The organism is Paenibacillus sp. VCA1 (assembly GCF_031583795.1).
Lineage (GTDB): Bacteria > Bacillota > Bacilli > Paenibacillales > Paenibacillaceae > Paenibacillus_AQ > Paenibacillus_AQ albilobatus.
In genome coordinates this window covers 19386-43892 of sequence record NZ_JAVLSX010000008.1, presented here as the reverse complement: position 1 = coordinate 43892, position 24507 = coordinate 19386, and the positions used below count along the sequence as shown (strand labels likewise).

Annotated in this window: 21 protein-coding genes; 6 read left to right on the top strand and 15 right to left on the bottom strand. The window is 39.0% G+C overall.

All coding sequences use genetic code 11. The features are described from left to right. Positions 1–123: 123 nt before the first annotated feature. From RJP21_RS18725 to RJP21_RS18710, 4 genes are all read right to left on the bottom strand, one after another. Positions 124–2577, bottom strand: coding sequence for a DUF2357 domain-containing protein (locus RJP21_RS18725; protein WP_310860656.1), 2454 nt, complete (start codon positions 2575–2577; stop codon positions 124–126). Next, the gene (locus RJP21_RS18720) at positions 2549–4786 is read right to left on the bottom strand and encodes an MrcB family domain-containing protein (protein WP_310860655.1); all 2238 of its coding nucleotides are present in this window, start codon (positions 4784–4786) and stop codon (positions 2549–2551) included. Before RJP21_RS18720 ends, RJP21_RS18725 begins: the two co-directional genes overlap by 29 nt. A 67-nt stretch (positions 4787–4853) precedes the next feature. Then, positions 4854–5714: a restriction endonuclease gene (locus RJP21_RS18715; protein ID WP_310860654.1), complete on the bottom strand. Its 861-nt coding sequence runs from the start codon at positions 5712–5714 to the stop codon at positions 4854–4856. A 305-nt stretch (positions 5715–6019) separates the two neighbouring features. Continuing rightward, complete coding sequence (locus RJP21_RS18710) at positions 6020–6472, bottom strand: hypothetical protein (protein ID WP_310860653.1); 453 nt, start codon at positions 6470–6472, stop codon at positions 6020–6022. Between the two features lie 244 nt (positions 6473–6716). Between RJP21_RS18710 and RJP21_RS31310 the strand changes: the two genes are divergently transcribed. Then, positions 6717–6869, top strand: coding sequence for an IS3 family transposase (locus RJP21_RS31310; RefSeq protein WP_397386243.1), 153 nt, complete (start codon positions 6717–6719; stop codon positions 6867–6869). Positions 6870–7304: 435 nt separating this feature from the next. Here the strand turns inward: RJP21_RS31310 and RJP21_RS18705 are convergent, their stop codons facing one another. Further along, complete coding sequence (locus RJP21_RS18705) at positions 7305–7625, bottom strand: hypothetical protein (RefSeq protein WP_310860652.1); 321 nt, start codon at positions 7623–7625, stop codon at positions 7305–7307. 58 nt (positions 7626–7683) lie between these two features. On the opposite strand from RJP21_RS18705, the gene RJP21_RS18700 reads away from it, so the two are divergent. Both RJP21_RS18700 and RJP21_RS18695 read left to right on the top strand, forming a co-directional pair. Next, positions 7684–8514 (top strand): hypothetical protein, encoded by an 831-nt coding sequence (locus RJP21_RS18700; RefSeq protein ID WP_310860651.1) that lies wholly within the window; start codon positions 7684–7686, stop codon positions 8512–8514. A gap of 950 nt (positions 8515–9464) precedes the next feature. Next, positions 9465–9758, top strand: coding sequence for a hypothetical protein (locus tag RJP21_RS18695; protein WP_310860650.1), 294 nt, complete (start codon positions 9465–9467; stop codon positions 9756–9758). 114 nt (positions 9759–9872) lie between these two features. Here the strand turns inward: RJP21_RS18695 and RJP21_RS18690 are convergent, their stop codons facing one another. Then, positions 9873–10352 (bottom strand): hypothetical protein, encoded by a 480-nt coding sequence (locus RJP21_RS18690; protein WP_310860649.1) that lies wholly within the window; start codon positions 10350–10352, stop codon positions 9873–9875. 162 nt (positions 10353–10514) lie between these two features. Between RJP21_RS18690 and RJP21_RS18685 the strand changes: the two genes are divergently transcribed. Then, the gene (locus RJP21_RS18685) at positions 10515–10763 is read left to right on the top strand and encodes a helix-turn-helix domain-containing protein (RefSeq protein WP_310860648.1); all 249 of its coding nucleotides are present in this window, start codon (positions 10515–10517) and stop codon (positions 10761–10763) included. An 846-nt stretch (positions 10764–11609) separates the two neighbouring features. Beyond that, on the top strand, positions 11610–12092 hold the full coding sequence (locus tag RJP21_RS18680) for a GNAT family N-acetyltransferase (RefSeq protein WP_310860647.1): 483 nt from the start codon (positions 11610–11612) through the stop codon (positions 12090–12092). Positions 12093–12891: 799 nt separating this feature from the next. Here the strand turns inward: RJP21_RS18680 and RJP21_RS18675 are convergent. After that, entirely contained in the window at positions 12892–13383 is a 492-nt protein-coding gene (locus tag RJP21_RS18675) for a hypothetical protein (protein WP_310860646.1), read from the bottom strand. 200 nt (positions 13384–13583) lie between these two features. On the opposite strand from RJP21_RS18675, the gene RJP21_RS18670 reads away from it, so the two are divergent. Then, positions 13584–13925, top strand: a complete 342-nt coding sequence (locus tag RJP21_RS18670; protein ID WP_310860870.1) for a helix-turn-helix domain-containing protein — start codon at positions 13584–13586, stop codon at positions 13923–13925. Between the two features lie 302 nt (positions 13926–14227). Here the strand turns inward: RJP21_RS18670 and RJP21_RS18665 are convergent, their stop codons facing one another. The 8 genes from RJP21_RS18665 to RJP21_RS18630 form a co-directional block, all read right to left on the bottom strand. Next, positions 14228–14422: a hypothetical protein gene (locus RJP21_RS18665; RefSeq protein ID WP_310860645.1), complete on the bottom strand. Its 195-nt coding sequence runs from the start codon at positions 14420–14422 to the stop codon at positions 14228–14230. Positions 14423–14844: 422 nt separating this feature from the next. Next, complete coding sequence (locus RJP21_RS18660; protein WP_310860644.1) at positions 14845–15834, bottom strand: ETEC_3214 domain-containing protein; 990 nt, start codon at positions 15832–15834, stop codon at positions 14845–14847. A gap of 288 nt (positions 15835–16122) precedes the next feature. After that, positions 16123–16449 (bottom strand): hypothetical protein, encoded by a 327-nt coding sequence (locus RJP21_RS18655; RefSeq protein ID WP_310860643.1) that lies wholly within the window; start codon positions 16447–16449, stop codon positions 16123–16125. 91 nt (positions 16450–16540) lie between these two features. Then, positions 16541–16708 carry a hypothetical protein gene (locus RJP21_RS18650; protein WP_310860642.1) on the bottom strand — a complete coding sequence of 56 codons (168 nt, stop codon included), beginning with the start codon at positions 16706–16708 and terminating at the stop codon, positions 16541–16543. Between the two features lie 407 nt (positions 16709–17115). Then, on the bottom strand, positions 17116–17466 hold the full coding sequence (locus tag RJP21_RS18645) for a hypothetical protein (protein WP_310860641.1): 351 nt from the start codon (positions 17464–17466) through the stop codon (positions 17116–17118). Positions 17467–17687: 221 nt separating this feature from the next. Further along, the gene (locus RJP21_RS18640) at positions 17688–19325 is read right to left on the bottom strand and encodes an N-6 DNA methylase (RefSeq protein WP_310860640.1); all 1638 of its coding nucleotides are present in this window, start codon (positions 19323–19325) and stop codon (positions 17688–17690) included. Between the two features lie 12 nt (positions 19326–19337). After that, on the bottom strand, positions 19338–22367 hold the full coding sequence (locus RJP21_RS18635) for an Eco57I restriction-modification methylase domain-containing protein (RefSeq protein ID WP_310860639.1): 3030 nt from the start codon (positions 22365–22367) through the stop codon (positions 19338–19340). Positions 22368–22855: 488 nt separating this feature from the next. Then, positions 22856–24169 (bottom strand): phospholipase D family protein, encoded by a 1314-nt coding sequence (locus RJP21_RS18630; RefSeq protein ID WP_310860638.1) that lies wholly within the window; start codon positions 24167–24169, stop codon positions 22856–22858. Positions 24170–24507 lie beyond the last annotated feature (338 nt).

The following is a 24507-nucleotide window of genomic DNA, read 5'->3' as shown; positions in this document are numbered from 1 at the left end:
GCCTTGCACAAAGCTGTCATATGTTTAACTGTGCGAAATTATTGTTTTCGGATGATTCACGAATCCGTGATCAAGATTTATATAAATAATGTGTAACAAACTCATACATTAAAGCAAGGATAATTATTCATTCTTCACCTCGCTCTCCTCCACTAAATCAACCCTCACCTGCTTCGCCAAGTCCACATACGGATGATCCAGCTTAACCTTCACTTTCCCGGCCCGCCGTTTCTCCCGCCATTCCTGCAGCTGCTCTTCCGTCTCCAGCTTTAATTCCGCGAGTTCTCGGGCTCGGTCCAGCATGTATTTCGACGTATACAAGACCGTATAAATACCTATCCCACCTAATTGAATAGGCTGTTCAAGCTTCTCCCAGGACTCTAAGGTGAATCTGACGTACAGCTCATTTTCCTGACCAGGTCTTGCCGGACGTTCCTTGATCTCCCCACGCCGGACGACCTGCCAGTCTTTGATTTTTCCATAATAGTGAATTCCCGTACGGCCTGTATGATCGAATTTCTTCCGAGACTGGCACATCGCGATGTACTCCAGCTGCGTCAAAATTTTGGCGTCAGATAGATTCTTAAGCGGCATGTGGTAGATGTTATGATCCAGCATGACCTGCAGCTGGGAAACGTCTCGAAGAGAGCCGACCAAGACATTTTTTCCGCTTAATTTATTCGCAAAATATTCCTGGGTTCCCCGCGGTTTCGTGGAACGTTCATACGCTTTCTCCGGACTGTCCAAAATGATCTCGTCCAGAAACTGCTCCACCAGCTTCGTCGATCCCGGCAAAAAAGGGAACGCACCCACGTTCATCAGCTCAATGCTTTTATAGAAACGGTGATCCTTGAAACGTTCCTCATCATGATAAGGGAACAAAACATAAGCCCCAAACATATTCCTTTCATATTCCTGAGACGAAGCATTCAGGCTGACAATCGCATCCCGGTAGCGGTGCATCGTATTGATGTCCTCTTCCACTGGTCCCGGTGCACGATAAGCATTGAAATAAGCATCACCTTCATAAGCCGGATTCAAACGATATTTTGCGTCAAAGATATACTGATACACCTTCTCTCGCCCTGCATCTTTTTTACTTAAAGTCAGCACATTGTCCGGGCGCTGTGAGATTGTTGGGGTTTGGCTTTTTCCGAAACTTAAATTGTAATAGAGGGTGAACACTTCACCCGTCTTTGGATTCTCATATTCCATCTTTGCTGTCGGTTTCTTATCTAAAGTTACATAAATGCCGTTCCGATTTACCGTTACGATATCCTGGCTCTTGAGCTTGTACTTTCTACCAAGAATTTCATTGAGCTTAAGAAAACACCAATATTCATAAAGCTGCGCCACGTCTTTCATCGAGAGGCGAAGCAAATCATTTTGAATGGACAAACCCTTCAGCAGCATCAAATAATACCGGTAAACATCCCTATACCCTGGCGCCATTTGCATAACCAAACTGACCGTGAAATGCTGTAGCTTCCCCACCTCACGCAAAAAGCTCGCATGTAACACCTGTTCGACTTGGCTCGCCATTTGATCTAAGCGACGTAATAGCAAAACATCTTCTTTCCGCTGCTGCATCCCTTGCGGTTCTTGCAAACGACGTTTTAGCTTTAATAGGTTCCCTTTGACCCGTTCCAGCATCCATTTTACAAACCGATTTTCATTCGTATCGTAGGAAAGTTGCTTCTTGGATTCGATCAAATGCGTCGCCTTATAAAGCCGATCCTCAATCCGGACATATCCATTCGTGGGATCCTCAAGAAGTCTGGCTGCCCTCTTGTTCAAAAAAGAGATGTTCTCCTTCCCCGCCTTCCGAACCTTCTCAGCAGGTTTTACTTGACGGTCGGTCACTAAACGATGATGCGGCTGCAACGTAATTCGTCTTACGGCTTCCAGCAAACGCTCAAACACAAATTGCAAAATCGTATAATATTCCGTCAAGCTTTGACTCTGCGTCTCTTTTAACCCGGTTAGCTGATAAGTCCTCCTCATAAAATCAAACGAGAGGTTATAAATCTGGCTGTTCACTTCGTGCAGCAGCGTCATATAGTCTTGCTTGTAATCCAGCTTAACGGGGAAAATTTCAAGTTCAAGCCGAAGCACCGTTTTTCCCGCCAAGCGGAATTCAAGCTCCGTGTAGCCGACTTCATTTTTAAAGTTCAAGATGCCGGATAGAACCATCTTCCCTACGGGTTTAACGCTTTCCCGCAAGCTGATGTTGTCATGGTAAAAAGTCAGGTCCAGCGGTTGCTGTTTCTTTTCCACAATGAGCTCATAGTTTCGAGTCTCGTAAAAACAAGGAAAAGCCGGCATGCCCTCATGCCAGTCCACTAATCCCCCTTCTAACGGGGAAAACACTTTCACTTCCTCAATTTGCAATTGAGAAGCTGGACTTGAAACCTTAAGTAGGGCATTGATCCATTGCCCTTCCCCATCCCTATGCAACTTTAGCGTTTCGACCGTGGGATGAGTTGGACGCCCTTTTAGATATAGCGTAAAAAGATTAGTCTCCACGCATAACAACTCGATATCAGCATTAAGAGAGCCAGAAGGAGGTAAATCCATCTTCCTCTAACCTCCTCAGCATAAACGCCAGCTTCCGTGCGCTTTGGGGATATTTCGCGGCTGGGGCTTCTTTGCCGGCATCCCATCTGGAGTACAAGGAGGAGGCGTCATCCAGTAAATCGTTGACCTTAAGCGATTCCCCTTCCAGACAAACTTTTAGAAGTTTTAGGAGTACTCTTTTTACCGACGTATGACTGCCTTGGATACGAGGTAAAATCTTCTGAAGCAGCTGCAAATCAAAAGCTTCATCCTCCGTCAGCAACCCAAAACGCTCCGCATAAATGCTATAAAAACTGATCGTATCCCGGATTCTAAACCCAACCTGGGCATGAATTTCCTCAAGTATTTGGTTTATTGCGACTAGCTTGTCGGTTGTACGCTTCACCAATTCTTTATTTTCGGCATCGACATTCACTAGATTCAAGTAATCGGCACGTAAAAAACGTTGGGAAACCGGCGCGATTTCCACGATTTCCTGTTCGTCATCGCCTTCTGACCATGGCAATTGCGTCAAGTCGATATGATTAAATTCCAAGGTGTTGGCTCGGTCTAGCACTTTTTTGCTGAACGGGTAGGTCGTCTCATCCATGTTCACCGTGCCAATGAGATAGACATTTTCAGGAATGCCAAGATCCCCATACAACTCTTGATCTTCAAGCCGATCCAGCGAAGCATTGGGAATAAGCGGTTCGGTGACGATTTGGCCGTCCATCCAACGCTGGGTCTCCAGCAAGCTAAGGAGGTCACTGAAGTAATGCTCCACCCGAGCCAAATTCATTTCATCTAGACATATAAAATACGGCTTATTCCGGTTCTCAGTCAGTGAAGCGGTGACCAAAACTTCCGTTAACCTACCCGGCTTAAATCGGCCGGATAAATCCTGATAACCAATGAGATCCGAAGGATCGTTCCAATCCGGACGTACCGGGATCAGCGTAAATTGACCGTTTTCACCTGTAGCTCCTACGCTCTCCGCGAAAAGCTTCACGAGTTTAGTTTTACCTGTTCCTGAAATACCTGCCAGGATGACGAAGGGTTTGGTTTTTAGGGAGAGGTAGAAGTTTTCGATAAGAGGGTCGGGGTAGTGGAAGCCGTTTTGTTTTATAAAAGCTTTTATTTCATTCAGCTTAGGTTTAATTAATTGCGGGTCCATTGGCTCAATTCTCCCCATCATCTGTGAGTTCTGGTCATCCTCTGATAAGTCGGTTTGCCGCTCGACATAAAATCTATAATTGTCCATTACATTCTTCAGGTCGGTTATTAATTGTTCATCATCCGGTAGATTATTTCGGTCATATCGGTAGTAAGCAACTGTGGACACTTGATAATCCCTTCCTAACCCGCTAGAGGTTAAAAAGATTTGATCGTCCTTTTTCATTCCCTGAAGAGAGAGAAGTCCTCGCATCTCAGCTACCTTTTGCTCTAAATAGTTGTATCCTTGTTTTTTACCTAAGTCCCGAGTAGGAACCGTAACCCCCTGGGCCAAGGTTAAGTAAACCGAACTCATATCTTCTGAAAATAAATAAACGACATACTCCCCTTTTTGAGTGGTGTCGGTTACCCGCTTATCCATGATTGCAAGCCATGGCACGGTTGCCCAATTCCCCATGCCGATCGAGCCTTGAATTTTATAGTGATCATCCATAAAGGGTAACTTCTTCAGTTCATTAGGCAAGGTTTGTCTGAAGAGAGTCCCGAGTCGATGGCCTGCAAATGACTGGGTTTTGGCCTCCAAGTAGCTATTAAAAACTTCTTGAAAGACTGCTTGCAGCGAAAAGCCCAACCCAGTACTACTGGAAGGTAGCTGATTGTTATAGCTCTCCAATTCACGTTCAGCATATTCCTTTAATTCTTGAAAAACTCTTTCATTAAGCAGTTGTTTTACAGGGGATTTAAAGGATAGTGTTTGTTGCAAACTGTTATATTCAATAATGGATGAAAGAGCGTCTATCGGCGTTTTGAGCAAGTTTCTAATTTGGCCAAGGGAGCATTCTTTCCAACTGGACGCTTCTCCTTTCGGTGGTAAGTCTATTTTGAAGCCCAGTTCCTCCTTGCCTCGGTAATAATTAAGGAACGATTCCGCAATCTCATTTAAAGTCACCGTCAGACTTTTTGTCTTTTCGTAATGGTTTATAAAAGATAAAACAAGCACCATTTTGTATGATTTTTGTTTGTTTTTAAATATTGTAGCTAAATCATTAGGTAACAAAATTAGAGGACCTCCCATTGTTGTTTTGTCATTTGAATGCCTCTTTCATACTTTTCTAGTCCCTTGACTAGATACTTCTTGTATTCCGACACTTCGGAAAGTTACTACACCCCCAAAATTCCGTACCTTGCTTTCCTTTTCTTCTAACCATTGGGGCACCACATTTGCATGTTATACCACTGCTGGTTGCCGCCACCTCTCTTCTTGTCTTTACTATTTCGGATTTAGCAGCGGCTACACTTTTTTCAATTGGACTTCGTTTTTTACTAGGCTGCCACTTCCCCCAAGCTCTGAGCTTATGCTCTACAAGACCGCCATGCCAATAATCCACTTTAAATTGTTCCGCTTCCTTCTTCGCAGAAGAAGTCAGGTCGGAGGTGGTGACCAGCAAGGATAAAATACAATCATGATTTCTTTTTGCTGCAACTAGTTCGCGTACGGTCATGACGGGAACCAGGTTATGGTCCGCATAACATTTGGCTTGCACCGCGGTCTTTTCACCGCGACGGTCAATAATGACTAAATCCACTCCACCGTCGCTTCCCCCCACACCGACCTCCTTAACGGTATAACCTTGATCTCGGAAATAAAGGGCAAGTAATCTTTCGAATTCAGCTCCAGTTAAATCGTCTAGTCGGCTTGTCAGGATAATTTCGTCTGATCTCACTGAGTTGCTGGTACGTCTTGTTGCGGCTGAGCTTTTCTTTTGATTTGGTTTAGCAGAGTATTGCTTTTTATTCGTACGTCTCTTCCGTGTCCACATCGCACCCAAAATTTCTGCTGCTAGAACAGCAACAAGAATAATGCCAAAGAAGAAACCCCAATGTAATCCTGGAATACTAAAATAAAGCGTAAGTCCACCGATAACAAATAAACCTCTCAAAACGTATGCAATCTGCTTGCCTTCTGCTTTGTATGTCCTAGCCATTCGTTACTCATCCTTCCGGTTATGTATACATCCATTTTTCGACAATTGCTCCTATATTTCCTCTAATTTAGGTGAAAAGAAATGCACCCTTTAATGGGTGCATTGGTACTACTCAGGTGGTTCAATAGATCTATTAAATTTACATAGACGTCTTTTCCAGAGAAAATAAGAAAATTGAATCTAGAAAAAATAATTTGTTTTTTATGGCTCTATAAATTATAGCCTGCTTATTTGGGTCCAGCCGATGCTTATTTGCTCGTCTTTTGAACTTAATGCAATAACGAACTTGTTCTTTGAGAAATGAACTAATGCAACAATTCCATAGCGGAAACTTTATGCCAATCTTCAGGGCCGATCTTATTTAAAATATCTTCTTTTTTCAGAGAACCCTGATAGGATTCGTAGGAATCGTTATATTCGAATTGCTTTATATAGTTGTTCCCTTCGCTGTCCGTTACGTACATATAATACTCTGATTTTGGGTCAGCTCCTTCGTATGAATATTGGAGGACATAAATACGATCAACTTTATCGGGAGAAGGAAGAGTAACCTGAATGCCATCTTTTTTCCACTCGTTGGCCTGTTTCAATAAATGAGGGTCGCCTACCATTTCGATCAGTTCGGGTTGAACTTTCGTTGAATCAGTTCTGTAAAGGGAGATATAAATGGTGGTTGGATTTTGATTCAGTGTCTCTTGGTTTTTGTTGTCTTCCACTTTTGAACAGGCGGGCAAAAATGAAACGATGAGCAAAGCCATTATGAAAAGCATCCTTAATTTCATAGACTCCTCCATTATTTTTTATTTGAAAAAGAGTGTTTTACTGGAATTTATGGGATGATATAAACGCTATAGGGGATCAAAAACAACAGGGAGAGTTTCCCCTGCTTGGAATGGGTGCTGACCTGCTAATAATCATTGTTGTTATCCGATCGGTGCATTTCCGCTTCAAAGCGCTTTTGGACGAAAGCAAACTGTCTCAGAGCATGTCTCGAGTTGGGCGATGCATCGATCATTTTGGGGGACTCTAAAATGCGAGAAGTATTATTTGCATACATACCACACTTTTGAAGAGCTCGAAAAGGACATCATTTCGTATATTCACTTCTACAATAAACGGCCTCAGTCCAATGGAGTTAGAACGAAGGCCGCTTGATTGATTTTGATTTTTATTTTTATATTGTCTACTTGACGGGGGGCTATTCACCAGCGTGCTACTCTTTTTAGTGATTTAATTTAATTCTCCAGGGGTTCTATATCCCACACCTCTATCCATCCTTCATCCGTAACCTTCCGATCGTAAACCGCCCAGGTACGACGATCCAATTGAATATGTACTGGCTATTTTGACTGCAGATCTATCACCGTGAAAAACATAAATTCTTCGGTGGCGGCTTCCGGAATTGGACAAATAGAGGCGTATGCCCTGAAAGGTAATTCATAAACTTGCTTATGCATCTTCGAAGTAAAAATGCATAAAAGACAGCTTGATTGCTTATTATAAAAAAATTTACATATTTTTTTTGGAAAACTATAACTTTTTGACTTTATGATTGTTTTTATTATAAGTGCCCATTAAATTACCAAATTGTTATTTTGTGGTGTCGGCTGGATATTTAATAGATTGAATCTTTGCATTTCCATCAGAAAGAATCTCATAAGAAGCAAGATAAATTTCGTTTTCTTTAATTAAATTCCATGTATTCATACTATCAATGGTAATTTTAAATGGCTGTAATTTAGTATCATAGGGATTTACCGCAATAATCCAATATTGATCTTTTTTCGAAAAATTCTTATTTAAAACCTTCACATATGAGGTTGTACTATTTTTAGAACCAGGGCAACCATGCACAACGAATATCAGAGAAAATAGAACGATAATAAGCAGAAAAGGAATATATTTCTTCATTTATCCAACTTCCTTTTTTGATTTATTATAATAAATTATACGAAAGGTTGGTAGTAAAATGAAAAAAAGGATTTCTTTTGTTTTCGCATTTATATTGGTATGTTGCACTGCATTATCTGGCCTCTCGTCGGCTGATCCAGCAAAGCGTTCTGAAGCAGAGTTAAACTCAATTCTTCTTAAGTCAGGCATGCCTCAAGAATCCATTAATTCGCTAGACTACGATACTAAATCATTCATTATTCAAGAATCAGGTGAAAATCTAGTATTTGGTGGCTCTTCTAAGCAAGATTTTAAAATGGATCAAGAAACAGGAGAATTAACTGAAATTCCTGAAATCAAAGGTGTGATTTTGCCCCAAGATTATATACCTACTGCTGATTTAACCCTTACTTTGAATCACTTCACAAGCGCAGGTTTAGATGAAATTTACTCCTCCTTTGAGTGGAGAACTAATCCTGCTATGAATCCTGATGGAATTTATAAAGACAACTTTGCTATTGCTGTTCCTGACGGGTGGGAAATCCAGTCAGGTAAATATGCAGGAGCTGCCCAAAGTTGGGATGTTTATTTGGACCACTCGGAATGGAGTACTCCAGACAGCGCCATGGTTAACAATGGTCAGCCTTCGAACTATTCTCAGTATGGAGCAAGCTGGTCATTCTCCGGTGATCACTCTAAGAGAATTTTAACAAAATACAAAGGTACTGTTAAATTAACAATGAAGAAAAAAGTTAGTACAGCAAATCAGCGAGTAACAACAAAGTATAGTCAGTCCAGAAACAATGCCTTCGGTAGCTACGGTGTGCAACTTGCTTGGGGAGCTTTAAGTGTAGTATTCAACAGCAGTCCAGGTTCAAATGATGAAGCCTCCATGGATTTAACATGGTAAAACAAAAAGCGTCCTCGTAAGAGGGCGCTTTTTCTCATTTAAGTATACGATTCCAACCATTCATGGTTCATACTTGGAGTTTTTAAGCCTAAATATAAATAGGAAAATACGCTAGGATGTTTTTGCTCATATATTTCCCAATTTCAAACCTATTCCCATCGGATCGTATAGAAGACCATCTAAAAAACATTGAAAAGCCTTCTTGGCATTCTTATTTTCCACCTGGTTTATTTTGTAATAATAAGCATTTCGCATTAAAAAACCAGCAGAAAATCTGCTGGCATCCGTTCTGATACTATTTCTCCTTCACGCCGCTGGGTACCCACAGTGAGCCTCGTTCAAAAGCGATCTGCCCAAGATCGCCTCCCTTACAACGCAAAAAACCGATGGAACAGCAGCGCATTCCTGCTGGTCACTTGGCTTTTCGTGGGTGGCGGGGTTTCGTGCAAATTTGAGATTTTTCGGATTTACGTTTTTGTATTCGTGGATGCTTCTTCCATGATATGATCGGAATAAATTAGAGGAATCTACAATTAAGGAGGAAAAATGAGACGAAAAAATTCAATGATTGTTGCTGTACTAATAGTCATTGCTGTAGGCTATTTTGCGGGGAAGTCAAAAGATACAGATGACGTCACGACCACACGACCTACACAAAAAGAAATCACAAGTGCTTCAAATACTACGACCCATGTAGACCCGACTTCAAAAACACTTAACCCATCAAAAGTGGAGTCCAACCAGGTAGAACCTCCTGTCGAGCCTCCCCCCTATTTTCCGGTCCTCTTCAAGCCTTTAAGGATAAGTTAGGAGAGCCTGATTCAAAATACATAGATTCCATTTCATATAGTCAAGACGGTCTACTAATTGACAGTGATCATGTCAACGGAATGGTTAGCTCAATATCAATGTCCCTTTCACATGATACCTTTATAAACAAAGAAGACGCATTGGCCAAGATCCTCCCTTATCTTCCGGAGGATGCGAAGAAGATTAAATCCCGGGTGGACGGCAATTATATCACAGTTCTATATCAGAGCCCCTCCACTGCAACAACCTTTTCTGAATGGTATGAGGCATGGGGGAGCGAAGCCTTAAAAGAACATGGTGCGGGAATGATCCTCGTAAAGGTTATCGGTGGAAAACCTGATAGTAAGGAACGTTTGGGAAATATCACGATTGCCCGTATGAATCTTTGTAATTTAAGTCGTGATGATATTAAGGATTTAGGTCTCAATTGGTGATCAGAAATCATCTTTTCAGAAAAGAATAATAAAATGACAAATTGGCTGCCACATAAGGTTGGCAGCCTTTAGGCCATGATCCTACACCTCTCCGCTATGAGCCGCTCAATAAAATTATTCAAGAACAGAATTGTATTTTTCAGTAGGTATAGAGAGTTGTTCTGATAGCCGAAGCAGCAGATCATCCGCTTTCTTAATTAGGTTCTTTAAATGTGTGTACTGCATTTTGCTGATCAGAGACCTCTCCTGACATAAATAGGATAAGGATTGGATAAAGATCAATGAATCCACCATCTTTATCCCTGAGTCTTTAGAAAACACTTGAAGCATGTCATCTGGTACAATGTTGTAGCTGAACAGTCCGTTATTTTGCTTTAAGTATAGGGCATTTAACATACATTCTAGCGCCCTGTTGCAGAATAATAGACTTACATGAAGCATATTTTTCTCCAAGAAGTGAATAGATAAACTCATGTATTCTTGAACACAGTTGTTCAAACGATGAATCGTATCCAGATAACTGAAACCTAGCTGCTTCTGTTTGAGTGACGGGTGCCTAGTAACAATAGAATCATTTTTCACGATCGATTTCATGATTAGCTTCAGCTCCCACTTCAAATAAGAACTTACACCCACTTTATATATTTTCCAGTATCTGTATTGTATCATCTGAATCATTTTGTAGGCAATAGCCTACGGAAATTCCCTTATAGAACCGCATAAGATTATTTTAACTATCAATTAAGGGGTTATAACGTGGCTAATCATAGTGAGAAATCCATAGAACTGCTTGCCTTCGGCAGGGCATTGCGAAAAGTACGCAAAGAGAAAAAGTTTACTCAGGATGAGTTGAGCATTTATTCTCGGGTCGATCGGTCGTATATTAGTGAACTAGAAAACGGAGAAAAAGCGCCCTCTCTGCTCACGATTACAGCATTGGCAAGGGCCCTTCAAGTCAAGCCTTCGGTATTAATTGAAGGGTTTGAGAGGGAGATGGAGGATTAAGCTCAAACATTGAACCGTATGCGGGAACATGTCGGCGTTGTTTGGATTCTGTGTTAGTTGGTTAAATCCCTTGATTTATACTGCCAGCACGTAGCCAGCAGGGTCTTTGTTTTCTCAGCAGAAAAAGCCCCTGTTCCTCCATTAAAGATAGGGATATCTCCTCTCCAAAACTTACCGCTCCAATCTATTTCACTGTAAAACTCTCTGATCACGACCGAAGCTGTAGTCATGATGCGTAAATACCTTGGAGTGGATATATAGTCGCTTTGCGGATGTAACCATTCTCGAACATTTCAATATTTTCCCAGATATAATTAGGAACATTGTAAGTTTCCTTATATAATCAACTGTTTTTCCAGAAATAGGATCCGTGTATGCTTCCGGCCATGGTCGAGCCACTCTATTAATAATACTATACCAGATGCTGACTAACCGGAGTAATTTGACCAACATATGAAACATTCATTAAGAAGTTCATTTGGTAGTATTTAGTGCCTGGGATTGCAAAAACTTATGATGCGGAAGCACCAATATACGTACCGAGAGTTGCAGATTGACTATCTACAGTAACCCCTGGTCCCATACCCCCAACCCTCCTTAGTAGATTAGTTGTTGATGTCTTTCTTGCCAGCGTTTCTATATATTAAATTTGCAAAATAAAATTATAATTTGATTATTTTGTAAAACTGGATAGTTCTGATGGAACCAAATAACAGAGGCATGAAACTGAGTTGCCACCGTCCGATCATAGATATTATCTATGATAATTATTTTAAAATTGAAATTGATCAATCATTTGGTTTTTTCTATAGTGGAAATTAACCATACAAGAGGAGGCAACATATCATGCTTGATGCAACGCTCACAATCACTTCGCTGAAGACGCCCGACGAAGCTCGTGCCTTCAAAGCCCTTAACGAAGAATGGATCACCCGTGTCTTCACCATCGAAGAGGCAGACCGGGTTATTCTAGAAAACCCAGTAGAGAACATCGTTAACAGAGGAGGAGATGTACTCATCGCGCGTGCCGGAGATTCGATCGTAGGATGCGTTGCACTCGTGCCGGGCGAAGCTGGCGTGTTCGAGCTCTCGAAGATGAGCGTTACACCCGAGTCGCGGGGGCAAGGATATGGTCGGAGAATTATCTATGCCGCGATTGACCGCGCACGTGAGCTTGGCGCAACATCGCTCTTTTTGGGCAGCAGCACGAAGCTGCCGAACGCCGTTCATCTTTACGAATCGGTTGGGTTCAAGCACGTTTCGATCGAGCAGATCGGGCCAATGCCGTATGTAAGAGCGGATGTGTTTATGGAGTTGGAACTACAATGAACATGGGAGAAACATATATACGCAACGTTCTAGTTTTAACTAATGGGAGAAGTTCCATCTATAATAGCAACCTGAGTACAAAACATGAGGGAAATCAAAAAGAACACGCAGTAGCTGCGTGCTCTGTTAGTCCATATTTTTTAGTAAGATCACACCGAAACATCAAGCACAACCTACTGCCCACTCATTATTGAGGACTAAAAATGGGGCTGTTAAAGATAAGAATAGAAATAAGGAGCAGCCGCCCTGCTGCTCCCCGGCACAAACATCTTGAGCGGGAATTTCTCCTCCAAAATCGAAAATGACCAAGAAGTAACCTACTTAGGCGCGAACCTTAAGAGTGGGTTACTTTTCGTTTATCGATGTAAGGCAGCAATGCCAACAAGAAGACCCCGAAGGTTATCGCCTCACCACCTCACCAAACGAAATTTTCATCACACCACCTCCTTCACAAGCAGGAGTGCGCCCACTCAAGGGGTGTATGTACCATCCAAATAGTTATAACACCTGTGAAAACAGATTCATCAACGATCATATATTTCGTTCAATGCCAACCGTTCGTTCTTACTACCCTCTACGGATTCCGAGCACACTCTTCGCCAAATCCACCGACTCATGATCCAGCTCCACCAAACAGCACCCCCACATCCTTCTTCCTGCCATTTTTGCAAGTCCTCTTCCGTTACCAATTTGAGCTCTGCGATTTCTGTGGCTCTGTCGAAAATGCTGCTGTCCCAAAATTCAAACACGCAGACGCGAATCCCTCTTGATCGGCTTCACTGGCTAGCTTGCATTTTAATTAGTGAAAAATAGAGCGGTACGACTCGGAAGGATGAGAGCCGACTCTGGCTGACAGGTGAAGCAGTACATCGTCCACTTGGTTCAGCAGTTTCTGAAGCTGTGAGGGGGTTACATTTTGCAAAAAGGAAATATCATTGTAGCCGGCCAGAAAATGGATGGTGCACATGAACAATACCCTATCCAAATCTGCGACAGAGTCCTGCACCGTTAACTGGAAGATATCCTGAAGCGTAAATGAAGGCGGAGGAAACATACAGTTGTTCTTCTTCATATACAATGCCTTAAGCATGTACTCGAAAGCGCGGTCACTAAACAAGATGCAGACATGTGCAGAGGTTGGATGCATCATCCGCGCGGCAGAGTTCATGTGGATCTGTGCGAGATGTTGCATTTTGATCATGCCTTTGGCTTGAGCCAAACTTCGTTCCTGGATTTTTAACGGCTTATTCCTACTATCTGTGGCTTTGTCGATGGAGGTTGAATGATTCACATGCTTCAGCTCCCGCTTTAGTAATTGTACGACTCATACTGAAAACATTGCCTCGACTGTTATGAATCCATGGATCTGGAAATACTTATATTTACCATTATACACAAATTTAATATCTATAGATATTATTTATGATATTTAAACGCTGGTGTATAGCGGTTGTGATTTTATCTACACTTTTAGTAGAGAGGTGTGGAATGATGACGGATAAAGAGATCCTTCTTCGAATAGGTGCCCGTTTACGTGATTTGAGAAAAGAAAAAGGATTAACACAAGAAGCCCTGGGCGAAAAAGGTGGATTTCACTTTTCTTATATCGGACAAATCGAGCGAGGAGAAAAAAACGTTGCTCTGTTAAATCTTGCGAAGATTGCTGAGGCATTAGAGGTAGATATATCTCAACTCTTCACCTATACCAGTGTAGAGAGTAACGATGAGTCGCAAGCTGATCTTCAAGAAATAATGCATATGCTCGAACAACAAAATTCTCAGCAGATCGCTATGGCAAAGAATGTACTTAAAGCGATTTTTAATAATAAGTAAACATCCTACATAGCAAAAAGGCTGATTGAATTCCAATCAGCCTTTACTTTTAAGAGTATCTGGGACCGTCTGTCTGAAAGGCATTCCTGAGATTTACTCAACGTAATCTTGTTAAGTAATGGATGCGAGTTCCCAAAAGTATACATACATTAAATCAATAAACCAGAGTTCAGTTTGTAACTTGAATTAGAGTGTCCTCTATAATATACGAACCCTTTATTTTGGCTGAAATCCTTGACTTGGTTGAGGATTTCTATCCATTTTCTTGAGTACCCCATGTTATCCCCATGGAATCGTATAGTTTATACTGCATATTTAAACGTACACGCTCCACGCATGTACCGCTCGTCCCCGATTTTGACGCTTGTTTCCGTTATCTCTACAATCCGACCGGCTCCCACAAGTTCGTCACCGATGAAGACAACGACTTGTAAACGGTCCATCATCGCAGTATGTAAATGAATGGCGGAGGTTAACGGTTTCATGTAACGACTCATTTCGATCACCTCGTGTATCATTCCCTAAATTCTACCATATTTAAACACGAAATTCATACTTTTTACGAGAATAATAGACGTTGAGATCTGGACATAATCTGGCATGTATATTTCAATAATGCCAACACATGCAACAATCATATCTCCCCACCTCCTGAGTCAAACGCGATGTAATCGTGAACATGGCTTAGTGCTACAACGAGCATTTCAGTGTCAGTTTTTAATACATGGTAGTAACTATTGATAATAAGCATATAATCCCATACAAGAATAGTAAAAGGCTCCCTGCAAACTGCAGGTAAGCCTTTTTTTCGATGCTTTCGGACTGCACAACGACGCGTCCGTATAATGTTGAGATCATTTTACAAAATATTATTTTCCATGTAAATGTAAATGAAACTCTATAGTTTTTGTTTTTTAATTTAGTTTTCTTCAAAAAGTTTAATTCGCTCGTAAAGAAACCCAAAATTAAATTGCTCTCTTATAAATTCAAATGCTATATCAAAGGAATCTAAGTCAGAATCTTCAAATTCATCCATTCCATACCCATCAAAAACAAAAACAGAATTAGGGAACAGGGCTTTTCTATATTTATTCTGTGGATCATTTACTATCGCTTGATTACTATTATCGCTAAACTGTCGAAATGTTCTAATCCGGTCCCCCACCAAATTGTAATATTCCCCACCATTATAAAATTCATTAACATAAGGTGCTTTATATATATAATTTCTAGCATAATCATACAGAGCATCGTTTTTACGCTGGTAACCAAGTTCTGAAACACCATATCCAATTATTAACCCGCCGGTAATTAAATGACCGTAATCAAAGTCCATTTCAAAATCAGATACATCGTTTCTGGTACCACCTATATTAAACATAGAGAACCTTATTTCTCCTCGATTCAATATGTAATTATCTTGTTTTTGTTTTAAAAGTCCTGCTGTTTTTTTGTAAGGTAATTTTGGATTAAAGTTTTTGTTTCTTGAAACTAAACCGTAACCCAATATGCTCTCGTCTTGTTTGTAAAATAATGTGTATAAAAAATCTTCTTTAATATAATCTGCTCTTGTTATTATGTAGTTATTTCCCTTAGAATCATCCCATTTTAAAACATTTTGCCTTTCTGGTATTCCTAATAACCCTTCTACATATTTTTTTGAATAACCAACTTTTATTTTTTCAATCTTATCTTCATAGATTCTTTCTCTTACAAATGATAAATCCATTATATACGGCTTAAATATTTGAATTAATCCAACACCAAGAATTGCTATAATAATGGATAACGAATTAATAATTTTAAATTTTTTCAACCAAAACCACTTCGCTAAAGGAATGGCTATTTCTACTAGCGTGTAACATAGAATATAGTGGATATAATTTTTCAATCTTGTTAACCTTGTCATGAATTTCTCCAATCTGTAAAAAAAGAGAAGAGACCCTATATTTCAAAGAGCCCCTTCGGCTGTTTTTTATTTTATATTATTTCATGTGGTTAATTGTGTAAATATTAATATTAATCCTCGTATTCCCGTCCCTTTTATTAAAGGCCAACTCAAACAACCCTGTAACTGACAACCCGGCATTCCCCCCGGCCAGGATTCCCCGTGTCATGGGCAACAAAAAGGGCCGGGCTTCCGGTTTTGAGCCGGAGTCCTGGCTTTGTGTTATGCCGCACTTCAATGAAACGACGCTCAATCTTGTATTTTGTCTTGTCCAAGGTTTGCTCCTCCTCTCTGATGTTTCAATTCTTCAAACCTTTTATGCGCCTGTTTTGCGGACTCCTCGACGCGCGTGACGCGCTCGGTCAGCTCGTCAAATCGCTTTCCCTGTGTCCGCTGTTCATATTTGATGTCCTCGATGCCTTTGGATATATTCGATATCCGCGCGCACTGTAGCATCCGACCTCGTTTCCTCTTGGATGCGTGCTTTGCTCCCCGGTTACGCCCCGACCATTCAATGATAATTCCGCTGATTACTCCGCACACCGAAATGAGTGCAGTGATCGCTGTAAAATCCATTGGCTCCCCTCCTTTAATAAATGTTTCCGGATCGACTCCGCTACAATATGATTAATTACATTCTAGTTGAGGATCATCAGCGGAAGATTCCTTACGCTGCAACTCCGCCAAAGCAATTCCGATGTTTTCGTCTACCCTTTTGAAGTATTTCGATCTGCTTATCTGGATGAGTCTGGAGCATTAAAGAAATGAAGTCTGATATTTCCTCGACCGGCTTTGACGGATCAGCTTTAATTTCATATTTCAGTGCCGATTTCAATCAATACACCTCCTTTGGTATAGAAAAAAACCTCCCCGAATTTCGGAGAGGTTTTCGCATCTTTATTTTATCTTAGCTTTATTACTTGTTTACTTCGGTTATTTTTTTACTAAAAAAAAGATAAAGCCCTCAAAATCAGTCCTTAACACCTGGTATTGTTCTTGTTTGGTATGGCGTTACCGAAAGTTTTCTTGGGAATTGATTCTCCAGTTAGATGAACCTGAATCTTATTCACTGATTCCAGCCGTGCTCCAAGCCCGATAAAGAAAAAGCCTCCGGCCATAAAGGAATTAGCTATGATTATTGTAGTTATTAATGGTCGATCAGACGCTGCATAAATAACTCCTAACAAGATCCCGAGAATAACTAAAACTGAACCAAACGTTTTAACATATTGTATATCATGACTATTTCCCTAACTTATCCAGTGCTTCATTTACTAAACGCAATTCTTCATTTGCCTTATTTATAATTTCGTCGTACTCTTTTAACTGTTTCTCTTTTTCTGCAAGAACTGAAACTGACACTTCTTTAGCCTCTGTTTCTTTCAGAGCTTCAATTTCAGACAGTAACCTTTTTCTTTCTTCGACAGCAGGATTAATCCCGTTATTTTGAATACTATCTTTTAAGGTTTCTAAGTTGCTTCTATTTACTCCAACATATTTATTTCCTGAATCGCTTTTCTTTGGATCATTTGCCTTAGAATCCTCTGTCTGTTTTGAATCAGTATTATTAATGATTATCTTCTTTTCAATCACTTTTAACTCAACTCCTAATGCTTCAGTCAAATCCCTTACTAAGCATTTGTTTTCCTAGCTATAAAGTTAAAATGCATAAGTATTGAATTTCACTACCGTATGAAAATTGTAGTGAATACAGGCTAGGCCATCTGTTTCCAGTGCTCTGTAGGAAACAGATGGCCCCTTAAATCTACTGTCATCTTGACAGGGTTTATAAAATATAGTAGGTTCTTTTTCAGTTATTTTCTTTGACGCCTTCTTGTCATTAATTTTTTCCACATACCCCTGAACTGCCTTACTACACTTTCTTCGATTCCTAAAAATTCAACTAGAACAAGCTTATCAATCTCATCTAATAAAGAATCAACCGCAATATTATTCTTGATTGTATAATCAATCTTCTCAAGAAGCTCTATTGTAAGCTTATCGTCTAAATGTTGAACATCTGGAAGCATTATTTTTTCAACTTCACCTGGAAGTACTTCTAATACTCCCCCACCATAGCTTCTTCCCTCAATTTCTGTAAAAGCTAAGGTGATACTATTATAATAGGACAGTAAAACTTTATTAGCATCAACCCCGTTGTTGAACCTAATACGGTGCATTGTATCAGTACTTACTGCACCAACTTTATTTAGTACAAATTTGGGGAATATGTCATTTCTCCTTAAAAAGAAAGCATCGGGCTTCCATACAGAAGGTATGTGGTACCAGTTTTTCCTTAAACCTAACTTATAGCCTTTACTATGCCCATTCTCTTCTCCCCACTTTATATACTCCTGTTGTAGTGGAGGTAACTGTTCCAACGGCACATCAGGGAAGTACACCAATTGAGCGAGCAGACCTTTATTTACATTTTCTTGCCAATTATCATAATCAAAGAAAATACCGGAAGCGTGAGCACTTCTCCCTATCAATGGTAAAGTAATTGGAGACAACTCGTAACGTTCAACTACTGCTTTAGATACAGAAAAATATTTGTTATTACCAGTGGTAATCCCAATATCTACTTGGGCAATTTCATCAAATCTCTTAAAGTGTTTATCAGCTCTAACTTTCCTTACAAGATTGATTTCCTCATTTGAAAGAAAGTACTGAGTCCACTTCTCAGAATTATGATCAACTTCTTTGTAGTCGATTGGTGAGTTTAAATCCAAGTGTTCTAGACTTTGTAGATTCGATAGTTCAATAAGTGATATACGACTATCGACACTCGTTTCTTCACTCTTCTCACCAAGTAATACAATTACTTCTTGCTGAACATCTGGAAATACTAATTCAGTAAAGGTGATTACTGAAATTTTCGATAAGCTGTTTACAAGAAACAATCGCAAATCTTCTGCATATGCAACTTGCAAAAGCTCTGCTGGAATTACTAAGCCAATCTTACCTCCAACTTTAAGCAACTGTACCGAAGCAACAACGAAAGAAACCCAAGAGTTAATTAACTTATTGGATTTCATTAGGTTGTTAACCAATATCTGTGACTGTATCTCTCGTTGGCTAGCTGTCAGATATTGATACCGAATATACGGAGGATTGCCGACAATAACATCATATTCTTTATAAATTAAATCAGTTCTAAAAACGCTAAAAAAGTCATCATTTATAACCTGAAAACTAGGGAAGTTTTTTACAACCCCTCTTGATTTTTCTGCCTCTACAGAATCCAGCTCTACCCCTGTACAGCTTATGATATCATCGGCATTTAGCTTAGTTAGACTTTCGAGAAAAGCTCCATCACCGCAACTTGGCTCTAATACTGTTTTTTTTCGTCCATCGTGAAATGCCCACTTAACAATAAAATCAGTTAACTCTCTTGGGGTATAGTAGCCTCCACGTAATTTCTGTTTTGTATTTTGAGCCAATAATTTCATAACCTTTATTCCTCACTTTATCACATGCATTAACTCCTTAATGCCGTATAATTCCGAAACGTTGTCACTAATTTGAATAATTAGTGTCTCTTTTTCATTATCCAAAACAGACCTGCTTTTGCGATCTAATGTATTTTTAACTAAAAGCTTATTAATCTGATTAATTCTTTGAGTAAACGAAATTACTTCATCATATAGTTGGTACTGCATCCTATCTTGAAAATTGACGTTTACAATAGGCAACCTTTGTAGGACTGAAGTTCCCCTTGAATAAAAGTCATTATCAAAATCACTGCCGATAATGCTACATAGCCAATCAATTGCAGGGTGAGTTAAGACTGCTTGTATAAATTCTAACTTATAAGGACTATTTAAATTTTCCGCTATTGCACAATATCCCGCTGTTCCACCAGATGCTATTAGCATATCTTGATCATCATATAAGTATAACGGATTTTTACTGAGTATACCAACGATAAGTTTTGGTGTATTAATGAATCTCGTAAGTGCCTGAATCCTGCCGTAGTGATACCATGTATCCTCATTAGCATGGGGAACATCGCGTCCACTTTTTTTCCCGGAAATTTGCTTTGGCAGTAGGTTATCATAATGATCGAGAAGGTATTCCCAAGCACCAGAATAATTTGTTCTCATTATCTCTTCACTCAACAATTTCCCATTCACATCATAAGGGAATATAATCCACTTATTTGGACTTATTACGTCATAAGTTTTAAGATTCTTCTCATTGTGTTTTGTTGGTTTAAAAAAGGGCTTGAGAATACTCTTTTCAATATTGTGAACTTTTCCGTTCCTTTCCACTTTAATAAATGGATCATTACACCCTTTGTTTATTATTTCTTCATCACTAAACCAATAAATAGGCACTGGTCGTTCTGCACTTGTTTGAATTCCATTAAAAATATCGGCTAACTTAGCTTCACCTAGAAGTGATGCGTTTGCATATAATTTGTTAACTAATTCTGCCTTGCCTTTATCTGAAACAAGTACCCAAGGAGTCTCTTTAATAATATTACTATTTACAACAACTCTATTTCTTTTTACTTCTTGTTCCTGGTTAGCCCACCACTCTTGTAAATTGAATACTTCCTCAAATACAAATGTACTATTTGGTTCTTTATTCAAGAGTAAAATAGAACTATACACTGTGACATTTTTTTGTTTAAAGAGTTGTGCTGATCCGAAATCAATAAACTCTCTTACATAAGATTGACTTGTTAATAAAACTCTTAGATTTTTACCTGCAATAATCTTTGAGAATTTGTTAGGGATTATAAAACATACAAACCCTTTTTCTTTTACTTTTTGTATCGCCCTTTCTAGGAATATCATATATTTGTCATATTGTTTAAATGATGAAGAATATCTCTTTTCATACACTTTAATTTCTTCGCTTGGGAGTATGCTCTTCATGTCAGAAGTTGCTACATAGGGGGGATTACATATTATAGCATCAAATGAAACATCCTCACCTCGAAACTTCCAATCGAAAGGTGACAATTCCATTTTTTCTATTTCGCTTATGTTATTACCTCGAATATAGCTGTATTCAACCAGGGAATTCCCTACTTTAATATTATCAATCAATGAAGGTAACAATTTATTTCCAGTACCTAAGGTAGGAGCAGTCTCACCTTCTAGTAGCTTTAACAAAAGACTAAACTTGGCTACTTCTACTGCACTAGAATCGATATCAATTCCATAGACACATGACGTTAGTAATTCACGCTTTTCCCCAAAAGGAAGAAAAAACTCTCCATTTTCCCCTTCTATTAAATGATCCTTATCATTTTCTAAATACCACTGTTTAATATACTCTAAAAGAAAGTGAAAAATCTCAGCTAAAAATATTCCAGATCCACAGGCAATATCTGCTATTTTAAGTTTTAATATTTGCTCAGGTTTTTTTCCAGTACAAAGTGGTTCTAGTGACTTCTCTACCATATATTTAACTATCTCATACGGTGTAGACACAATATCTCTATTTAGATTTTCATCCTTTTTAGCTAACGTAATTCCATTTTCAGTAAGAACTAATTTTTCAGCCAAAAAAAGCTCATATATATCACCAAGAATATTCGCCTCTATTACATTAAAAGCAAAAACACTTTTGGGAAAATAGAGACTTTCGATTATACTATGTATAATTTCGTTCTTTAAATCCAACACGAGGTTATTGTTAGAAAACAAACCAGAATTGTATCTAGTATCAGCATTCCTCAGTACTTCAATTAACTGGTCCTTTAGAGTGTTTTCATCTTTTATTGTTTCATGGAGTGTATGATATGTCGGTAAGTTTCTATCCTCGCAGATTCTTAAAAATATCATTTGGTTAATAAAATCCTGAATTGAATCATTAATATACTCCAGAGTATAATCTGGATTTTTGTTAAACAAGTCATTAGCGAGTAGAATTCTCCACTCATTTATTTGAGTTAGGAAGTACTGGTCGATAGAAATAACAGTACGATTTTTTGTAAAGTCTTTGAAATTCTCTTCAAATTTCGCACTATAAACTGTATTACGTCCGATCAGGGACACAATCTCGTCCCATTTAGAGATGTATTCTTCAAAATGGAAAACTTTAAGAAGAGCAACTCTAGGATCGTCTTTCTCGTTAGGTATTACCGTTGTATCATATATAAGTAAGTATTCAAAATTAGTTAAGACTGAGATATAGTGTCCAGCAGAAACTCCATAGCTTCTTGCTTGGAGTGCAGGAGATTGTTCATTTAATAAATCAACGCTTGGTTTTTTTGCTTCAACGAAAAATTTCTTAACTCCTCTAACAGTAATAGTATAATCAGGTCTACTCCCTTGCTTCGAGTAATTTTCAGGGATTACCTCCCGGAGACCTGGAGGTAATCCTTTTTTATTTTTCACATCCCACCCCAAAAGCTCTAAGAGAGGATCAATATACTCAATTCTAGTTGAATGCTCATTATATTTTGCTTTGCTTTCTTTAAAAGTGTGTAAATTTTTCCTGAAATTTTCCACTAATTTTTCTAATGTATATTCCATCGTAGATACCACCTTGTTCTCTCTCAATTTGAACTAAAGTACTGGTCATATAGTATTATATGGCATCTCTTTTTGTAAATCTTGCATTCTATGCAAATCTACATTGCCATACGGAAGGGTTCAACAAGATATGATTAACAGATCATATATTCCCCTGAATTACACTTAACTTCGAAATAGCCTGTGCTTGGATGGGACCTACTACATTCGGACGATTATGAACGTTTCCACCGTAATCAAAAACATTTTCCGAGCAAAAAAACATTATTTTGACAATCTTCATATAATCTATAGGCAATAAAGCCTCTTGCATGACATGACTTTGCAAAATCGAGATTCTCCGAAGTACGTTGATATGTTCCTTTGAAAGATGGCGGAATATTAACCATCAGAACAAGGATAAAGCGAATAGTGGTTATTTTCGCCATGAAAAGCTGCTTTATTGGGACTACCTTTCGTCGGTGTGATGAAGGTAAGGAAGTGGCTACTTAATTCTGAATCGTCCACGTAATCAAACGATACAGAGGGTGCATCTTCTCTATTTTTCCCTTAGCTATCTGAACAATTGTCGATACTGTCTTAAGATTCTCATCATCTGGTTGTAACTGAGAAATACAAAATGATTCATAACCTTCAGCATCATATTTCTTGTAGAAATCTACAAAGTCGTTAGGATTCTCTTCATCTATCTTAAATGAACGAATAGTTCTATTTGCTTTGGGATCGTAAATATGCCAAACTAGTTGTTCTCCTCTCAATTTGGCAATTTGGTAGTGTATCTCATCCCTTAAACTATCTATTTTGCTCCTCAAATAATTTCTGTCAATGGCCCCGTTTGCCGTAGCGTGAAAAAGACCAATTTGAATTCCATCTTCTACAACCGTAACTTGCATACAGGCATGCTTGACAAAGCTTTCGTAGTGTTCTGCAGAGCCCCCTCCTAAAAGTGCATTTTTCTTGTGCTTACCATAACGCACACAAATCCATGAGACTCGATCATGATTGTAACTGGAGGGTTCGATTTGGGATGTAGTCCACTTAGGGTTTTTACTAGAAGCCCAATGATTGTGTAAATTTAACTTTACCAATTCATACTTCAATATATCATTTAGATTTAACAATTTCCGACGCACCTCATCCCTCCTTTTCCGGATAATTGGACTTTCTGAGGAGTGATACTTCGGAAATAATGTTTCGTAATCTTGAAACGTAAAATAGTAGCTATCTAAGTCGTAGTCCATCTCGCTAAAAGGATCGCCATTAACCATAAAAATCTCCGCGATTTTTTGATTTGCATAGCGATTTATCTTAGCGAATTCTGTTAATTCTTCATCGATATCTTTGTATTGCTGAATAGTTTCACTTTCTGCTTTAACCGCAGCTTCATGGCAATGCTCAATAAACTCCTCAAGCCTTAATGTATCAGTTAGCACTATTTCTTGTGTTAGTTCCAGATTATTTTCCAACCCACCGCGTGTAAAATTAGCTGAACCATGATAAATTTGAACCCCCTCCGTCGTATAAAAGAGAAATAACTTTGCGTGCAATTTTAGTTTATGTACAATATACACAATTGCATATTCCGTTAATTTTTCTAACAAATCACCAGGTTTATGTAGGCTAAATTCTTTCGATAAATATATTAAAATACTACTTTTTTGTAAGTTGTTTTTCCTCTGAATTTCTCGTATAATGTCTAGGCCATAATCCGAAAAGAAGGCCGATACAATAATGATTTTGTTGATTTTCTTTTCACTGACAGCTTTAGTGATATATCCCTTTTCCCAAACCCACTTGTCCATTTCCAATCCTCCAATTTTCTAGGATAGATTTCTATATGCAGCTCTGTTATTGTATTCTATATAAAATTCTTTAAGTACCCCTGAATTCCCTTTCTTTGAATAACGTAAGGCGTCGCCCAATATCGATCATTAGCCCAGAAAACACCAGTTCCTAGTGTATCATGAAGATACTGCATAAGGTACTGGCGCTTATAAGTAAAATGCCTGCATATTGAACCCAATAATTGAAAAATATCTATTATGCACTGTATTGTACTTCATCATCGGTACCGTCTTCAGGTATACCGATCCTCTTCAAGCCTTTAAGGATAGGTTTGGAAAGCCTGAATCAAAATACA

Coding starts and splice junctions, on each gene's coding strand:
- RJP21_RS18725 (WP_310860656.1), bottom strand. CDS start 2,577: ATGGATTTACCTCCTTCTGGCTCTCTTAATGCTGATATCGAGTTGTTA.
- RJP21_RS18715 (WP_310860654.1), bottom strand. CDS start 5,714: ATGGCTAGGACATACAAAGCAGAAGGCAAGCAGATTGCATACGTTTTG.
- RJP21_RS18710 (WP_310860653.1), bottom strand. CDS start 6,472: ATGGCTTTGCTCATCGTTTCATTTTTGCCCGCCTGTTCAAAAGTGGAA.
- RJP21_RS31310 (WP_397386243.1), top strand. CDS start 6,717: ATGCATCGATCATTTTGGGGGACTCTAAAATGCGAGAAGTATTATTTG.
- RJP21_RS18705 (WP_310860652.1), bottom strand. CDS start 7,625: ATGAAGAAATATATTCCTTTTCTGCTTATTATCGTTCTATTTTCTCTG.
- RJP21_RS18700 (WP_310860651.1), top strand. CDS start 7,684: ATGAAAAAAAGGATTTCTTTTGTTTTCGCATTTATATTGGTATGTTGC.
- RJP21_RS18690 (WP_310860649.1), bottom strand. CDS start 10,352: ATGAAATCGATCGTGAAAAATGATTCTATTGTTACTAGGCACCCGTCA.
- RJP21_RS18680 (WP_310860647.1), top strand. CDS start 11,610: ATGCTTGATGCAACGCTCACAATCACTTCGCTGAAGACGCCCGACGAA.
- RJP21_RS18670 (WP_310860870.1), top strand. CDS start 13,584: ATGACGGATAAAGAGATCCTTCTTCGAATAGGTGCCCGTTTACGTGAT.
- RJP21_RS18665 (WP_310860645.1), bottom strand. CDS start 14,422: ATGAGTCGTTACATGAAACCGTTAACCTCCGCCATTCATTTACATACT.
- RJP21_RS18660 (WP_310860644.1), bottom strand. CDS start 15,834: ATGACAAGGTTAACAAGATTGAAAAATTATATCCACTATATTCTATGT.
- RJP21_RS18655 (WP_310860643.1), bottom strand. CDS start 16,449: ATGGATTTTACAGCGATCACTGCACTCATTTCGGTGTGCGGAGTAATC.
- RJP21_RS18640 (WP_310860640.1), bottom strand. CDS start 19,325: ATGAAATTATTGGCTCAAAATACAAAACAGAAATTACGTGGAGGCTAC.
- RJP21_RS18635 (WP_310860639.1), bottom strand. CDS start 22,367: ATGGAATATACATTAGAAAAATTAGTGGAAAATTTCAGGAAAAATTTA.
- RJP21_RS18630 (WP_310860638.1), bottom strand. CDS start 24,169: ATGGACAAGTGGGTTTGGGAAAAGGGATATATCACTAAAGCTGTCAGT.